The 15,986-nt window shown below is 64.9% G+C and carries 13 protein-coding genes; 3 read left to right on the top strand and 10 right to left on the bottom strand.

Annotated features, from left to right (window positions below; all coding sequences use genetic code 11):
• Together WAZ62_RS13880 and glpK are read right to left on the bottom strand one after the other, a co-directional pair.
• Positions 1-781 (bottom strand): patatin-like phospholipase family protein (locus WAZ62_RS13880; RefSeq protein ID WP_422644130.1); only part of this gene is annotated, 781 nt, incomplete at its 3' end.
• Positions 782-833: 52 nt separating this feature from the next.
• Complete coding sequence (gene glpK / locus WAZ62_RS13875) at positions 834-2,354, bottom strand: glycerol kinase GlpK (RefSeq protein ID WP_422644129.1); 1,521 nt, start codon at positions 2,352-2,354, stop codon at positions 834-836.
• 103 nt (positions 2,355-2,457) lie between these two features.
• On the opposite strand from glpK, the gene moaA reads away from it, so the two are divergent.
• On the top strand, positions 2,458-3,492 hold the full coding sequence (moaA, locus tag WAZ62_RS13870; protein WP_422644128.1) for a GTP 3',8-cyclase MoaA: 1,035 nt from the start codon (positions 2,458-2,460) through the stop codon (positions 3,490-3,492).
• A gap of 22 nt (positions 3,493-3,514) precedes the next feature.
• Positions 3,515-4,294, top strand: a complete 780-nt coding sequence (locus WAZ62_RS13865; protein ID WP_422644127.1) for an NAD kinase — start codon at positions 3,515-3,517, stop codon at positions 4,292-4,294.
• Positions 4,295-4,367: 73 nt separating this feature from the next.
• On the opposite strand, the gene ndk is transcribed toward WAZ62_RS13865, so the two are convergent.
• On the bottom strand, positions 4,368-4,790 hold the full coding sequence (gene ndk, locus WAZ62_RS13860) for a nucleoside-diphosphate kinase (protein WP_422644126.1): 423 nt from the start codon (positions 4,788-4,790) through the stop codon (positions 4,368-4,370).
• A 116-nt stretch (positions 4,791-4,906) separates the two neighbouring features.
• Between ndk and WAZ62_RS13855 the strand changes: the two genes are divergently transcribed.
• Entirely contained in the window at positions 4,907-6,790 is a 1,884-nt protein-coding gene (locus WAZ62_RS13855) for an ABC-F family ATP-binding cassette domain-containing protein (protein WP_422644125.1), read from the top strand.
• 16 nt (positions 6,791-6,806) lie between these two features.
• Here the strand turns inward: WAZ62_RS13855 and WAZ62_RS13850 are convergent, their stop codons facing one another.
• The 7 genes from WAZ62_RS13850 to WAZ62_RS13820 all read right to left on the bottom strand — a co-directional run bounded on the left by WAZ62_RS13850 (position 6,807) and on the right by WAZ62_RS13820 (position 15,871).
• Entirely contained in the window at positions 6,807-7,055 is a 249-nt protein-coding gene (locus WAZ62_RS13850; protein WP_422644124.1) for a hypothetical protein, read from the bottom strand.
• 99 nt (positions 7,056-7,154) lie between these two features.
• A complete protein-coding gene (locus WAZ62_RS13845) occupies positions 7,155-8,171 on the bottom strand; it encodes a methyl-accepting chemotaxis protein (protein ID WP_422644123.1) in 1,017 nt (338 codons plus the stop codon).
• Between the two features lie 406 nt (positions 8,172-8,577).
• Entirely contained in the window at positions 8,578-9,702 is a 1,125-nt protein-coding gene (locus WAZ62_RS13840) for an ABC transporter permease (protein ID WP_422644122.1), read from the bottom strand.
• Position 9,703: 1 nt separating this feature from the next.
• Positions 9,704-12,445 (bottom strand): ribosome-associated ATPase/putative transporter RbbA, encoded by a 2,742-nt coding sequence (gene rbbA / locus WAZ62_RS13835; RefSeq protein ID WP_422644121.1) that lies wholly within the window; start codon positions 12,443-12,445, stop codon positions 9,704-9,706.
• Positions 12,446-12,447: 2 nt separating this feature from the next.
• Positions 12,448-13,494, bottom strand: a complete 1,047-nt coding sequence (locus WAZ62_RS13830) for an HlyD family secretion protein (RefSeq protein WP_422644120.1) — start codon at positions 13,492-13,494, stop codon at positions 12,448-12,450.
• 413 nt (positions 13,495-13,907) lie between these two features.
• Positions 13,908-14,366 (bottom strand): DNA polymerase III subunit chi, encoded by a 459-nt coding sequence (locus WAZ62_RS13825; RefSeq protein WP_422644119.1) that lies wholly within the window; start codon positions 14,364-14,366, stop codon positions 13,908-13,910.
• Between the two features lie 8 nt (positions 14,367-14,374).
• Positions 14,375-15,871 (bottom strand): leucyl aminopeptidase, encoded by a 1,497-nt coding sequence (locus WAZ62_RS13820; RefSeq protein ID WP_422644131.1) that lies wholly within the window; start codon positions 15,869-15,871, stop codon positions 14,375-14,377.
• Between the last annotated feature and the right edge of the window lie 115 nt (positions 15,872-15,986).

Here is a 15,986-nt window from a genome sequence, read left to right as displayed (position 1 = left end):
GCGCCGCATGGACCCGTGGCCGGTCGAGATAAGCCTGCGCCACCGCGGGCGAGACATGGCGGGCGAGCAGCCGGGCGAACCAGCCCCGGCTGGGCCCGCCATCCAGCGGGGTGACGTCGGGCCGGGTCGAGAGCACGAGAATATGGCTGGCACCATCGGCCTCCGCGATATCGATCGGCAAAGGCGCGGTCAGGGCGCCGTCGACCAGCAGGCGGCCGTCCGGCCCCGGCACCGGCCGCCCGCCGACGAGGGGCAGCCGCGTCGTCGCCTTCAGGGCCGCCATCACCGCCGCGACATCGCGAAAATCCCGCAAGGGCACCGGCCGCCCGGTCTCGACATCGGTCGCCATCATGGTGAGCGGGATGGGCGCATCGAGAAAACGGGCGACGTCGAGCGGGCGCAGTTCGGTCAGCACATGATCGATCAGGTAATCGGTGTTCAGCACCGGCCGGCGGATCAGCGCCCGGCCCAGACGGATGAAGCGGGGGTTGTTGATATCCTCGTAGAAGATGCGCGTGCCCTGCACCGCCTGCCCCGCCAGCAGCCAGGCCCCGGCGCAGGCCCCGGCCGAGGTGCCGTAGACCGCGTCGAAGACATCGACAAAGCCCAGATGCTCGATCGCGGACACCATGCCACCGGCGATGACGCCGCGCATCCCGCCGCCCTCGATGACAAGGGCGAGACGATGGGGGTCACGCCGTGCGCCGGGACGGGAGGCATCACGCCGCCGCTCGGCGATCAGCGCCGCCACCGCATCCCGCGTGTCCCCCTGCCCGGTCATCGCCGCTCCCGCGTTTCATTGTGGCGAATGCTAGGGAGCCTGTTCCGGCGGGTCAACGCGAGGCGGGCGCAGGTCCGCCATGCGACAGCACGCGGCTCACCGCCGCCTGCCAGCCCTGCCAGCGCGCTGCCCGCTCGTCGGCGCTCATGCGCGGCTCGAAGCGCCGCTCCAGCCGCCAGGCGGCGGATATTTCCGCCGGCTCGGCGAAAAGCCCGCAGCCGAGGCCGGCGAGGAAGGCGGCGCCCAGCGCCGTGGTCTCGGTCACCTTCGGTCGCTCGACCGGAATGCCCAGCATGTCGGCGAGGAACTGCATGGCCCAGTCGTTCACCACCATGCCGCCATCGACCCGCAGCGAGACGGGACGCGGCCGGCCTTCGGCGGCGAGGTCGTTGCCGATCGCCTCCATCAGGTCGCGGGTCTGGAAGGCGACGGATTCGAGGGTCGCCCGCACGATCTCGGCGATGCCGGTATCGCGGGTCAGGCCCAGGATCGCGCCCCGCGCCTCCGGATCCCAATGGGGCGCGCCGAGGCCGGTGAAGGCCGGCACCATGTGGACCTGCGCCTGCGGCCGGGCGGCCCTTGCCAGGGCCTCGGTCTCGGCCGCGCCCTTGAACAGATGCAGCCCGTCGCGCAGCCATTGCACCGCCGCCCCGGCGACGAAGATCGAGCCTTCGAGGGCATAGGTCCGGTGCCCGCCCAGATCAAGCGCGACGGTCGACAACAGCCGGTGGCGCGAGGCGATGGCGGCATCCCCGGTGTTCACCAGAACGAAGCAGCCGGTGCCATAGGTCGCCTTGATCGTACCCGGCGCGAGGCAGGCCTGACCGACCCCGGCCGCCTGCTGGTCGCCGGCGACGCCGCGAATGGGAATGGCCGCGCCGAACAGGTCGGGCAGCGTCGCCCCGAAATCCCCGGCGGAGGATCGGACTTCCGGCAACAGGCTGGCCGGCACGTCGAGGAGGGCCAGCAAATCCTCGTCCCAGACACCGCGATGGATATCGAACAGCAGGGTGCGGGCGGCATTGGTCGCATCGGTCGCATGGACCGCGCCGCCCGTAAGCCGCCACAGAAGGAAACTGTCGACCGTGCCGAAGGCCAGTTCGCCCTGGACCGCCAGCAGCCGCGCCTCGGGCACATGCTGCAGCACCCAGGCGAGCTTGGTGCCCGAGAAATAGGGATCGATGACAAGGCCGGTGCGGGCGGCGACCAGCGCCTCCGCCCCCTCGGCGCGGAGGCGAGCGCAGGTCTCGGCGGTGCGGCGGTCCTGCCAGACGATGGCGTGATGCAGCAGGCGGCCGGTCCTGCGTTCCCAGACGAGGGTCGTCTCGCGCTGGTTGGTGATGCCGATGGCGGCGATGTCGCGGGCGGCGAGGCTGGCCCTGGCCAGGACCTCGCGCACCGTGTCGAGCACGGCCTGCCAGATCTCCTCGCCGTCATGCTCGACCCAGCCCTCGGCGGGATAGATCTGGCGCAGGTCGCGGCGCGCCTCCATGACGGGCGTGCCGTCCGCGCCGAACAGGATCGCCCGTGTCGATGTCGTACCCTGATCGATCGCCAGCAGGTGCCGCGCCATCGTTTCCCCCTCGTGTCATGGGCCGGGATGGTTCCGGCAATGGCCCGAAAGGTCAAGCCGGCCAGCCATGGCGGCGCCGTGATTTCCATGCCATATAGGGGTGATGGATGGAAACCTGCCCCGTCTCGACCGACCCGCCACGGCACCGCTGATCGACCCTTTCCTGCGGCCGATCACTTACTTACGCGTCTCGGTCACCGACCGCTGCGATTTCCGCTGCCAATATTGCATGGCGGAAGCCATGACCTTCCTGCCCAAGGCGGAAATCCTCAGCCTCGAGGAACTCGACCGCCTGTGCTCCGCCTTCGTCGCCCTCGGCCTGAAGCGCCTCCGCCTCACGGGGGGGGAGCCTCTGGTGCGCCGGGGCCTGATGGATCTGCTGCGCAGCCTGTCGCGCCACCTGCGCAGCGGCGCGCTCGATGAAATCACCATGACCACCAACGGCAGCCAGCTCGCCCGTTTCGCCGGCGAAATGGCGGATGCCGGCATCCGCCGGGTGAATGTCAGTCTCGACACGCTCGATCCCGAGGATTTCCGCCGGATCACCCGGCGGGGCGAGCTTGGCCCGGTGATCGACGGTATTCGCGCGGCGCGGGATGCCGGTATTTCGGTGAAGCTGAACGCCGTCGCCCTCAAGGGCATCAACGAGGAGCAGATCCTGCCGCTCGTCGCCTTCGCCCATGGGCAGGGCATGGATATCACCTTCATCGAAACCATGCCCATGGGCGATATCGACGGCGACCGCACCGATCATTACCTGCCGCTGTCGGCGGTGCGCGAGCGCATCGCCACGCGCTATCAGATGACGCCGAGCGGTTATCGCACCGGCGGCCCCGCGCGCTATTCGACGGTCGCCGAAACCGGCCGCCGCATCGGCTTCATCACGCCGATGTCCCATAATTTCTGCGAAAGCTGCAACCGGGTGCGGCTGACCTGCACCGGCACGCTCTACCTCTGCCTCGGGCAGGAGGATGCCGCCGATCTGCGCGCCGTGCTGCGCGGCGGCGCCACGGATGGCGGGTTGCGGGACGCGATCCGCGCGGCCATCGCCCGCAAGCCCAAGGGCCATGATTTCATCATCGACCGGCCGGGCGCCGCCCCGGCCCTTGCCCGCCACATGAACACCACCGGCGGCTGATCCGCCCGGAAGTCCGTATGCCATGGCCCGCGAACGCATCACCTTCATCGCCTCCGAATCCCCCGACGCCCAGGCCGCCCTGGCGCGATTGCGCAAGCGCTATGGCGAGGCGGGCGAGAATGCCGATGTGATCGTCGGGCTCGGCGGCGACGGGCTGATGCTGTCCTGCCTGCACCGGATCATGTCGGGCGATTACGCCGACAATCCCCTGCCCATCTACGGCATGAACCAGGGCACCCTCGGCTTCCTGATGAATCCTTACGCCGAGGACGATCTGCTGCTGCGCCTTTCGGTCGCCGAATCCTCGTCGCTGCACCCCTTGCGCATGAAAGCGCGGGGGCGCGACGGCAAGATCACCGATGCCCTCGCCATCAACGAAGTATCCCTGTTCCGCGAGACCCATCAGGCCGCCAAGCTGCGCATCTTCGTCGACGGGCGGATGCGGCTCGACTCCCTGACCTGCGACGGCATCCTGCTGGCGACACCGGCGGGCAGCACGGCCTATAATCTCTCGGCCCATGGCCCCATCCTGCCGCTGGATGCGGGGGTCCTGGCCCTCACCCCGATCAGCGCCTTCCGGCCCCGGCGCTGGCGCGGCGCGCTTCTCCAGCACGAGGCGGTGGTCCGGCTCGAAGTGCTGGACGCGGGCAAGCGGCCGGTCTCGGCCGTGGCCGACAACAGCGAAGTGCGCAATATCGTCGAAGTGGAAATCGCGGAAGACCGCGAGGTAACCCTGAAACTGCTGTTCGATCCGGGCGGCGCCCTGGGCGAGCGCATCCTGACGGAGCAGTTCGCGCCCTGATGGGGGCGCGGATGGCGCCCCGTCGCCCGATGGGGCGCGGATGGCGCCCCCTAAACCGGGGGCGCCGGTCGCGTCAGCCGACGATTTCGGTCTGGGCGAAGAAATAGGCGATTTCGATCGCCGCATTCTCGGCGCTGTCCGAGCCATGGACCGAATTGGCTTCGATCGACTCGGCGAATTCCTTGCGGATGGTGCCTTCGGCGGCATTGGCCGGGTTGGTGGCGCCCATGACGTCGCGGTTCTTCAGGACCGCGCCTTCGCCTTCCAGCACCTGGACGACGACCGGCCCGGCGATCATGGACTCGACCAGCGAGCCGAAGAAGGGACGCGCGGCGTGAACGGCGTAGAAGCCTTCGGCCTGGGCCTTGGTCAGCTGGATGCGCTTCTGCGCGACGATGCGAAGGCCGGCATCCTCGAACTTGGCGTTGACCTTGCCGGTCAGGTTGCGGCGGGTGGCATCCGGCTTGATGATCGAGAGAGTGCGTTCGACGGCCATGACAGGCTCCATTTCGACTATGACAGCAATAGGGTGGGCGCCTTTTAGCCGACGCCCGCCCGACTGGCAACTGCGGCGCTTTGTGGCCGCCCGGCCGACGTGCTATTAGCCGCCCCATGTTACGGATTGACGGTCTCACCTATCGCATCGCCGGGCGCACTATCCTCGACGGGGCCAGCGCCATGATCCCCGACGGCCACCGGGTCGGCCTCGTCGGCCACAATGGCGCCGGCAAGTCGACCTTGCTGCGCCTGATCCTCGGCCAGGCCCACCCGGACGACGGCACGATCCAGCTCGACCGCGGCGCGCGCCTCGGCACGGTCGCCCAGGAAGCGCCGGGCGGCGACGAAACGCCGACCGAGGTCGTTCTGGCGGGCGATCAGGAGCGCGCCCGCCTGATGGCGGAAGCGGAAACCGAAACCGACGGCCATCGCCTCGCCGAGATCCACGAGCGCCTCGCCGCCATCGGGGCCCATTCGGGTCCTGCCCGCGCCCAGCGCATCCTGGCCGGCCTCGGCTTCGATCCGGAAGCGCAAAGCCGGCCGATGCGCAGTTTCTCCGGCGGCTGGCGGATGCGGGTCGCCCTCGCCGCCGTGCTGTTTTCCGAACCGGACCTCCTGCTGCTCGACGAGCCGACCAATTATCTCGATCTCGAAGGGACGCTGTGGCTGGAGGACTTCCTCGCCCGCTATCCCCGGACGCTGATCATCGTCTCCCACGATCGCGATCTGCTGAACAAGGCGGTCGGCAGCATCCTGCATCTCGAACAGGGCAAGATGACGCTTTACACCGGCGGCTTCGACCGCTTCGTGAAGACGCGGGCCGAGCATATCGCCAATCTCGAAGCCCAGCGCGGCAAGCAGGACGCCGCCCGCAAGCACCTGCAGAGCTTCGTCGACCGCTTCCGCTACAAGGCGTCGAAGGCCAAGCAGGCGCAGGCCCGCATCAAGATGATCGAGAAGATGGAGCCGCTGCCCGAATTGCCGGGCGAGACCAGGGTGGAGTTCCGCTTCCCCTGCAAGGACGAGCTGGCACCGCCGGTCGTGACCATCGAGAATGCCGCCGTCGCCTATGAAGGCCGGCCGCCGGTGTTGCGGAACCTGAACCTGCGCATCGACCCGGACGACCGCATCGCCCTTCTCGGCTCCAACGGCAATGGCAAATCGACCCTGGCTAAACTGATCGCCGGCCGCCTGACCCCGGTCTCGGGCGAGATGCACCGGGCGCCCAAGCTGCGGCCCGGCTTTTTCGCCCAGCACCAGCAGGACGAATTCCGCCTGAACGAAACCCCGGTCCAGCACATGCAGGCCCTGCTGCCCAAGGCCAGCCCGACCGAAGTGCGCGGCCGGCTGGGCGCCTTCGGCTTCGGCGCGACCCTGGCGGATAACGCGGTCGGACGGTTGTCGGGCGGGGAGAAGGCCCGGCTGCTCTTCGCCATGATGGCGGTCGACGCGCCCAACATGATCATCCTCGACGAGCCGACCAACCACCTCGACATTCAGGCCCGCGAAGCCCTCGTCGAGGCGGTGAATGATTATGCCGGCGCGGTCATCCTGATCAGCCACGACCGCCATCTGATCGAAGCCTGCGCCGACCGGCTGTGGCTGGTCTCGGGCGGCACGGTGAAGACCTTCGATGGCGACATGGAGGATTACCGCCGCCTCGTCCTCGCCGGCGCCTTCGAGGATGGGCCGGTGAAATCGGGCGTGGATGGCAGCGCCAGCGACCGCAAGGAAGCCCGGCGCGAAGCGGCCCGGGCGCGCGAGGCCCGCGCCCCCCTGATGAAGAAGATCAAATCCGCCGAAGCGAAGATCGAGAAACTGACCGCCGAGCTCGCAGTGATCGAGGCCGACATGGCCGACCCGAAAACCTACAACAACGCCGGCCGCATGACCGATCTCGGCAAGAAGCGCGGCGAGATCCTGAGGGCGCAGGAAACGGTCGAGAACGACTGGCTGGCCCTGCAGGAAGAACTGGAAGCGATGGACGCCGCCGGCTGACCGGCGGCGTTCGGCCTTACGACTGGGCGACCGGCCGCACCGCCGCCCAGCCCACGACCCGCTCCACCACCGGGCGGCGACGGCTGGCCAGCCAGGCCTTGCGCCCGGCGGCGTGGATGGCGGCCATGGCGGCGAAGGGGATCGTCACTTCCGACGAGACGTAACCGGCCATTTCGGCGATCACCAGCACGGGAAACAGGAACAGCGCCGGGCGACATGCCCAGGCCAGAAACACCAACGCCCGATCGAAAGCCGCCTGCATCATCGCCGTTTTCCCCTTGCCGCATTTGTTCCGTATTCGTTCTCTCACGAAGCCGAGCGCCGCACAAGGGTATTCTTCACGTTTTGTTCTCATTCGGCGCCATCACGGCGCGTGACGAATGACCACCGCATACCAGCCGAGGCCGTCGTACTCCTGATAGCCGATGGTCCTGGCGAAGGCGACCAGATCGCCATTGCCGGCGACATAGAAACCCTTCTGCCGGCCGCCATGGTCGAGCGGGAAATGGCCAAGCAATCCGCCGTCATCCGAGGCCGCGATCACCCGCAGCGACTGATCGAGCAACAGAACCCGCGACTGGCGCCATTCCTCCTCGCTCAGGCTGGGCTCGTCCCTCACGATCACCCGGGCCTGATCCTGCCAGTCGAAGAAGACGCCGAGGACGCCCAGGGCCGCGCCATCGATCCGCCCCCCCGCCCGTACCGCCGTGGCATAGACCGCGACCATGCGGTTATCGTGCAAGGGATCGCGATAGATGTCGTCGACGACATAATCGTCGCCGCCGCGCGTGGCCAGCGCCCGCCGGACCCAGGACACGTCGCCCAGATGGGCCCCGTTCAGCCGCGGAAATCGACTGCCCGCCGAAGAGGCCAGCACCCGGCCCTGCCGGTCCGTCAGCACCAGATTCACATAAACGGAATAGAAGCGGTTGATCAGGCCGAGGCGGGCCGCGGCATGGTGGATGGCCTCCGGCGCCAGGCTCTCGAGAGCGCGGTAAAGAGCGTCATCCGTCGCCCACCACCGCACATCCGCCGTCCGCTCATAGAGATTGCGCACGATGAGCTGAACCAGGGTCTGCGCCATTTCAGCGAGGCGCTGACGTTCCTTGTCGTCGAACTGGCCCTGCAGGACCGTGGTCTGGGCCTGGATTTCCTGAATGACATGGGTGCGGAGTTCCTTGGAATTCTCCGCCGCCTGTTTCGCCAGAAGTTTCACCTCGCCAGCAACAACGCCAAAGCCCCGGCCGGCCTCGCCGGCCCGGGCAGCCTCGATCGTCGCGTTGAGGGCGAGCAGGTTGGTCTGGCCGGCGATCTTCTCGTTGATGGTGACGAAGCGCTCCACCATGGATTGAATCTTCTGGATGATGGAAGAAATACTCACGTCCGACATCGGTACACCTGCGCCTGTACTATGACTGACAAGACATTACCACCAATCTGGTGACACCGCCTCTAAGCGGTGTGGACGGATTGGAGCGGGATGAAGCCTGCGGCGGAAGCGACGGAGGACACGAAATTGCGCCTTCCGGCGATCACGACGGACATCTTGGCTGCGGACAAAGCGGACGGCGGCAACTCGTTGTGCGCACATTCCGTGTGCTACCCCTCAAGGGGATCTGGTGCATCGTGACCCGCCACGGGCAATTTCCTCCAGCTAAGATAGGAGCCCAGCCTCGATTGCTCCGAGCCTGAAATTTGGATCGCTGGATGGTGGAATTTTCCGGCTCTCGCTCACTCTCGGATCGTCGCGGCTCCGACGTTCCAGACGTTTTTGTGCCCGATACGCTCTATCGCAAGGTTGCAACGGACCGACGGAACAGCACCAAACTCGTCGTGAGAAACACCACGCCCATGACCAGGACCGTTACGAACTCTTTCCAGACGATGTCGAGGCCCGCGCCTCGATAGACGATCGCCTGCATGAAGCTCACATAGTGTCGTGACGGGAAAAACCACGTCACATACTGGACCCATTGCGGCTGGCTCTCGATGGGAGACATGCCACCTGACAGCATCATCATCGGCATCACGGCCATCATCATCAGAAGGGCGAATTGCGCCATGGTGCGCGCAAGCGTGCCGAGGAAGATGCCAATCGCCGCCGTGGCGAAGACATAGATGACGGTTCCGAGCAGCAGGAGACCACGCGAACCGGCAATCGGAACGTCGAGGAGACCTTGGACCACGAATAAAAGAGAACAGATGAAGCCGATAATGAGCACCAGTCCGTTCGACCACACCTTGGCGAGCGCAATCTCGAAGGCGGTCAGCGGCATCACCAGCAGGTGCTCAATCGTGCCGTGCTCTCGCTCGCGCAACAGCGCCGCGCCGGTCAAGATAATGATCAGCATCGACATTTGATCGGCCAAGCCGACGATCGCGCGGAACCAGGATTGCGTGCCGTTGGGATTGAAGGCACGGCGAATGACGAGGTTGGAGGAGAGGCCGGTGGTTTGCTGCGTTTCCTGTCGGTAACGCTTGACCTCGTTGGTCACCATGCTCTGGATATAACCCGCGCCCAAGGACGCCTGCTGGACCGCAGTGGCATCCACATTGACCTGGACTTCGACATCGCGTCCCTTGCGCACATCCGCTTCAAAGCGCGGCGGAATGACGATGACGAGGGTATAGAGACCTTCGTCCATCGCGCGATCGATATCGGCGGCGCCGATCGTCTTGACCCTCTGGAAGTACGGAGGATAGAAAAGCCCAGCAATCGAACGCGAGAGTCTGGAATGGTCCTCGTCAACGATCGCCACGGAAGCATTGTTGATTGTCTCGCCGGCCCCTGTCGATTGCGTATAGATGCTGATTCCGAAGGAATAGATGATGAAGAGTATCATCATCAGATCTTTCGAGAGGGTACGCAGCTCCTTGGTACCGAGCCAGAATATGTTCGAGAGACTCTGCATCTTATTTCTCCTGTTTGCGCAAGAGAAGCGATGAAAGCGCCAGGAAGACCGGCCAAAATAGGACCAGCGCCAGGAGATCGCTCACCATGTCGCTGAAACCAAGCCCCTTGGTGAAGGCGCCGACGCTCATATGCATGTAGTAGCTCGTGGGCCAGAGATACCCCATGAGGCGCGCGCCGCCCTCCAGCGTCGAGACGGGCTGCATCATGCCGGAAAACTGCATGGTCGGCAGCATCGACAGCACCGCTCCGGCAAAGACCGCCGCTACCTGGCTCGACGTGAAGGTCGAGATGAAAAGCCCGTAGCCGGTGGCCGCCGCCACATAGAGAAGCGCCCCCAGGGCCAGCGTGAGGCCATCGCCCTTGAGCGGGACCCCGAAGAGGAACAGCACGGTCGCAGTCATGATGAAGAAGTTGATCATACCGACGCCGATATAGGGCAGTTGCTTGCCGATCAGGAACTCCAGCCGCGTCGTGGGCGTGGCGTAAAAATTCGTGATCGTGCCGATCTCCTTTTCACGGGCGACACTGACGGCCATCAGAATGGCGAGAAACATCATGAGCAGCATCGCCGGCACGGCCGGCCCGATCGAGTAGATGCTTTCGGCCGTCGGGTTGTAGCGGTTGCGGACCAGGATGCTGGTGGTCGGGGCGGCGCTTGTCCGAGTGCTGGACTCCCGGCTTCTCTGTTCGGAAAAAAGATTGTGCGCCGACTGGACATAGCCCTCGATGGTGGCGGCGCGCGAGGTGTTGGCACCATCGATCCAGGCCGATACCTGCCAATCCGAGCCGCGCGTGACCAAGCGGCCGAAGCCCGGAGGAATCTCGATGGCCAGCGTGATCTCGTTCGACTTCAGACGCTGTTCCATTTCATCGAGGCTGCGGATCGGCATCTTTTCGGTGAAGGATCGCGAATTTGAGAAATTGGCAAGATAGGCCCGGCTCTCCGGCGTGTTGTCATGGTCGAACGCCGCGTAAGTGAGATTGGTCACGTCACTGGAAACGCCGAAGCCGAAGATCAACAGCATGATGAAGGAGCCGAGGAAGGCGAAGGCGAGCCGCACCGGATCGCGCATCAGCGACAGCGTCTCGCACTTGGTATAGGCGAAGATGCGCCGCAGCGGCATGAAGGTCGAGCGACCGGGCGGCGACGCCTCCGCATCCTGCAGGGTCTTCACTTGGGCATCTGCCGCTTTGGGTGCCGTCGAAGCGGCCTCGGCGTCCTCGATATAGGCGATGAACGCCTCTTCGAGATTAGCGCCTCCTTTGGATGCGATGACGTTCTGCGGCGTGTCGCAGACGAGGACGCGCCCCGCATGCATCAATGAGATGCGGTCGCAACGCATCGCCTCGCCCATGAAATGCGTGGAAACGAAAATCGTGACATTGCGGGTTCGCGACAGATCGCCCAGCAGGCGCCAGAATTCGTCGCGCGCCTGCGGATCGACACCCGAGGTGGGCTCGTCCAGAATCAGCAGCTCGGGGTCATGCACAATCGCCACGGCCAGCGAAAGACGTTGCCGCACCCCGAGCGGTAGAGAATTGGCTTCAGTGTCGGCATAATCGACAAGACCGACATCGACGAGCAGCTCGGCGATACGGTCCTCAATCTGGTCCTTGGCTAGGTGAAAAAGCCGAGCATGAAGAAGCAGGTTCTGCCGCACGGTGAGTTCGCCGTAGAGCGAGAATGATTGCGACATGAAGCCGACGCGTCGGCGTATCGACAGATCATTGGCATCGACGGGCTTCCCGCAAACCTCGGCCTCTCCCTCGCTCGGCGCCAGCAGCCCGGTCAGCATCTTCATGGTCGTGGTCTTGCCGCTGCCATTCGAGCCGAGGAAGCCGAAGATTTCTCCACGCTCGATGGCGAAATTGACGCGATCGACCGCGGTAAAATTACCGAAACGGCATGTCAAATCCTTCGCGACAATAACTGGCGCCTCCGTGCTCGGTGTGCGTGGCGGAATGACGAGACGCTGAGATGCCGTCTTTTGTCCCGGCTGCAGCGCGACAAAGACTGCTTCGAGGTCCTGTTCACCGGTCTTCGCGCGCAGTTCATCCGCCGTGCCGGAAGCAAGCACGCATGCGTGATCCATCGCGATCAGCCAATCGCAATGGCTCGCCTCATCCATATAAGCGGTGGAGATGACGACACTCATCGTCGGCCGCTCGCGCCGCAGGTCGCCGATCAGATTCCAGAACTGCCGGCGCGACAGCGGATCGACGCCGGTCGTCGGCTCGTCGAGAATGAGAAGATCGGGATCGTGAATGAGCGCGCAGCACAGACCAAGCTTTTGCTTCATGCCGCCGGACAGCTTTCCGGCAGGCCGATCGAGAAAAGGGAGCAGGCCGGTCGCGGCCGTCAGACGGTGCGTGCGTGCGTCGCGTTCCGACGCGGATAGACCAAAGAGAGTTCCGAAGAAGGCCAGGTTCTCGCGGACGCTGATTTCCTGATAGAGGTTCTTGCCTAATCCTTGCGGCATATAGGCAATACGCGTGCAGACGGAACGGCGATGCCGAGCATTCCCCATGCTGCCGCCGAGGACCGTGATTGATCCGACCTGCAGCTTTCGGGCTCCTGCGATCAGGCCAAGAAGCGTGGACTTGCCGGCACCATCCGGACCGATGATGCCCGCCATCCTGCCTCTCGGCAGTTCGAGCGACACATTGTCGAGCGCTCGGATCTTGCCATAGCTATGCGTAGTGCCGGAAATCTCGGCGATCGGTTGTGCGGAGGCCACCATCGTCAATCCCCGGCGTCGATGGGATCACCCTGGATGCGCTTCTGCAGGTTGTCCGGCCAATTGGGCGGGTTCGGATCGAGGCGCACATAGCCGACGCCACGGGTGCCCGTTTTCACCTGGTCGAGATGACGCTCGATAAGGCCCGGCGGCATGCGCAGCTTGACCCGGAACATCAGCTTGTCCCGTTCGCTGCGCGTTTCGACCTGCTTGGGCGTGAACTGAGCCTCCGGCGACACGAAGCTCACTTTGGCCGGAACGGCGAAATCGGCACCGTCGAACACTATTCGTGCTTGCGACCCGATTGTTATGCGCATGGCCTCCTCGGAGGGGAGATATATCTCCATATAGATCTCCGACAGATCGATGATCGTCAGGACCTTGCCGCCCGCCGAAAGGACTTCTCCGGGATTGGCAAGCCGATAAAGAACGCGGCCTTGCACCGGCGCCACAAGGATGGTGTCGGCGATCTGCGCATCGATCTGGTCAACGAGAGCTTGCGCGGCCTCGATCGAACGCTCGCGCGCGGTCACGTTCGTTTGCGCCGCTTCAAGAACGGCGCGCGCGGCGTCCCGTTCACTCTGCGCCTGATCACGGCTTTCCTGGCTGATTACTCCGGTTCCAACAAGCTTAAGGGCTCTGCGAAAATTGGCTTCCTTGAGGGTCAGTTCCGCCTGCCGCTGGACAACGGTCGCCTTTGCCTCGAGCATCGAGGCTTCCTCGGATGCCACGTCCGCGGCATATTTCGCACGTTGGGCCTGCAATTCCGTGGTGTCGATGCGGGCGAGCACTTGTCCGGCCGAGACGAGATCGCCTTCCCGAACCAGCACATCGCGGACTCGTCCAGTCAACTTCGCGGCGATATCGATCTGATCAGATTCGATGCGTCCGCTTCCGGACACAAGGCCCTCAGGCAACTTGCCCTGTTGACTTCGCTGCCAATACCAAGCGCCGCCGGCACCGGCTAGCAAAATTATTGCGATGGCGAAAAGGACCCTCACGGACATGCGCCGCCATGAAGGCTTTGCGTCTTTACTCGGGGTGATTGTCACGATCGAATCCTTGAATGTGGGACAGGGGCGCGACGTGCCGATTGGGCCGCGAACATGAATCTGCCGGGCCGCGCCAACGACATTAGGTCGCGCTCTTTCATCGGCTATTTCCTGTGAGAGGGCCCGAAGACTGGTGCCTTTGGTAGAACGATAACCATGAATCGCTGTACGACGTTGATCTTGCTCAATCGATTAACTTGAATCTGGCTTTAACCATGAAGTCACCGTTGGCTGCGGGATCGTCGGGGTTCCGTGATGCCTTTTGACGGTGCAAATTCTCCCGATGCAGCGACAGACCGTCGAGAACTGGCCGAATTCGTCGCTCTCGCCGCGGGCTTTATCCTGCTAAAACCCGTCCACACCGCCTAGCGCAATGGGCGAAGAATTGTCGCGGGGCAGCATGATTCGGGTGATCACGCCTTCTTCTCCCAGCGCCCTTCCGCGGACTGCTGCCAGTAGGTGACCGCATGGCCGGCCTGACGGAATTCGGTCCAGCGCCGTCGCGCGCTGGACAGCGCCGCCTCGTCCCGCCCATCGAACATGTCGAGGCAGCGATCGATACCCTGCAGCGCGAAATCGGCCGGCGCCGCGCCGTCGACCAAAACCAGAACCCGCGCGCCATTCGGCCGGTCCGCCGGATCGGCGGTCAGCCAGACCGGCTCCTCGGCGGCGAATTCGTCGGGCGCCCGGCCATGGGGCAGGAAGGACTGATCGTCATAGGTCCAGAGCGCCGTGTCGAGAAAGGGCAGACGCTCGGCATTGCCGGTGACGACGACGGCGCGCATACCGGCGTCGACCACCCGCGTGAGAAGACGCGGCAACGCCCATTCGAGCGGCTGCGCCTCGAGATGATAGAAGGAGACCTCCGCCATCGGGCGGATTACTTGCCTTCGTAGTGGTCGGCGACCAGACGGTCGAGCAGGCGGACGCCCCACCCCGCCGCGCCGCGCGGCACAGTCGGCTGGTCCTTCTTGGCCCAGGCCGTGCCGGCGATGTCGAGATGGGCCCAGGGCACGTCCTTGACGAAACGCTGCAGGAACTGGGCCGCGGTGATCGAGCCGCCGGAACGGTCCTGGCCGGTGTTCTGCATGTCGGCGATATCGCAGTTGATCAGCTTATCATAGGCATCGCCCATCGGCATCCGCCACACGCCTTCGCCCGTCGCCTTGCCGGCGGCGGCGAGGCGACTTGACAATTCGTCGTTGTTCGAGAACAGGCCGGCATATTCGTGGCCGAGCGCGATGATGATGGCGCCGGTCAGGGTGGCGAGATCGATCATGAACTTCGGCTTGAAGCGGTCCTGCGTGTACCACAGGGCATCGGACAGCACGAGGCGGCCTTCGGCATCGGTGTTGATCACCTCGATGGTCTGGCCCGACATCGAGGTGACGACATCGCCCGGGCGCTGCGCCGTGCCGGACGGCATGTTTTCGACGAGGCCGACGACACCGACGACATTCGCCTTGGCCTTGCGCCCGGCCAGCGCCTTCATCAGGCCGATCACCGTGCCGGCGCCGCCCATGTCCCATTTCATGTCTTCCATGCCACCGGCCGGCTTGATCGAAATGCCGCCGGTGTCGAAGGTCACGCCCTTGCCGATGAAGGCGACCGGGGCCTCCTTGGCCTTGCCGCCCTGCCAGCGCATGACGACGAGCTGGCTTTCCCGCTCGCTGCCCTGGCCAACGCCGAGGAGCGCGCCCATGCCGAGCTTCCACATCTGGGACTCGCCCAGAATCTCAACCTCGACACCCAGCTTTTCCAGGGACTTGGCCTGTTTCGCCAAGGATTCGGGATAAATGATATTGGCCGGTTCCGAGACCAGATCGCGGGTGAGGAACACGCCATCGGCGATCTTCTCGAGGATCTGGAACGCCTTCCGGGCGGCACCGTCCTTGTCGACCCCGATCACGAGTTTGGCGAGGGACGGCTTCTCGTCGGCCTTCCTGGTCGTGCGGTATTTGTCGAACCGATAGGAGCGCAGCAGGGCGCCATAGCCGGCATTGGCGGCGATTTCCGCAGTCGGCAGGGGCAGGCCGTCGATCTCGTCGACCATCAGCTGCACGGCGGTTTCGCCCGACAGGGCCAGCCGCGCCACGAGACCGCCGCCCAAAGCCTGCGCGGCCAGGGCGTCGAGCGCCTCCGGCTTGCCGATGCCGGCGACGATGATGCGATCGAGGTCGAGACCGGCCGGCGCCAGCACTTCGAGAATGTCGCCCCGCTTGCCCTTGAAACGGCTGGCGGCCAGCGCCCGGCCGATGGCGCCACCCGACATCTTGTCGAGGGTCTGGGCCGAGGGACCGAGCACCTTGTCGTCGAGGGCGAGCACGGCAACCGTGCCCGAAGACGGCAGCGCGGGCGCAGCAAAGGCGATCTTCATCGTGTACATCACTCCAGCAAGCATCTTGGCCGGGCATCCGGCCGGCGTGCCGCATCTTGGTACGCGCGCGGGCCGTTGGGAAGCCCGCTCGACAGCGGAGCATGGCCCGGTTATT

The organism is Zavarzinia sp., assembly GCF_049306435.1.
Classification (GTDB): Bacteria; Pseudomonadota; Alphaproteobacteria; order Zavarziniales; family Zavarziniaceae; genus Zavarzinia.
Note: the sequence above shows the minus strand (reverse complement) of the source record. Positions and strands in the feature narration are given on the sequence as shown.

Bases quoted from the DNA above. Each gene is read 5' to 3' on its own strand.
- glpK (WP_422644129.1), bottom strand. From the start codon at position 2,354: ATGGCGCGGCACCTGCTGGCGATCGATCAGGGTACGACATCGACACGG.
- moaA (WP_422644128.1), top strand. From the start codon at position 2,458: ATGGATGGAAACCTGCCCCGTCTCGACCGACCCGCCACGGCACCGCTG.
- WAZ62_RS13865 (WP_422644127.1), top strand. From the start codon at position 3,515: ATGGCCCGCGAACGCATCACCTTCATCGCCTCCGAATCCCCCGACGCC.
- ndk (WP_422644126.1), bottom strand. From the start codon at position 4,790: ATGGCCGTCGAACGCACTCTCTCGATCATCAAGCCGGATGCCACCCGC.
- WAZ62_RS13855 (WP_422644125.1), top strand. From the start codon at position 4,907: ATGTTACGGATTGACGGTCTCACCTATCGCATCGCCGGGCGCACTATC.
- WAZ62_RS13850 (WP_422644124.1), bottom strand. From the start codon at position 7,055: ATGATGCAGGCGGCTTTCGATCGGGCGTTGGTGTTTCTGGCCTGGGCA.
- WAZ62_RS13840 (WP_422644122.1), bottom strand. From the start codon at position 9,702: ATGCAGAGTCTCTCGAACATATTCTGGCTCGGTACCAAGGAGCTGCGT.
- rbbA (WP_422644121.1), bottom strand. From the start codon at position 12,445: ATGGTGGCCTCCGCACAACCGATCGCCGAGATTTCCGGCACTACGCAT.
- WAZ62_RS13825 (WP_422644119.1), bottom strand. From the start codon at position 14,366: ATGGCGGAGGTCTCCTTCTATCATCTCGAGGCGCAGCCGCTCGAATGG.
- WAZ62_RS13820 (WP_422644131.1), bottom strand. From the start codon at position 15,871: ATGAAGATCGCCTTTGCTGCGCCCGCGCTGCCGTCTTCGGGCACGGTT.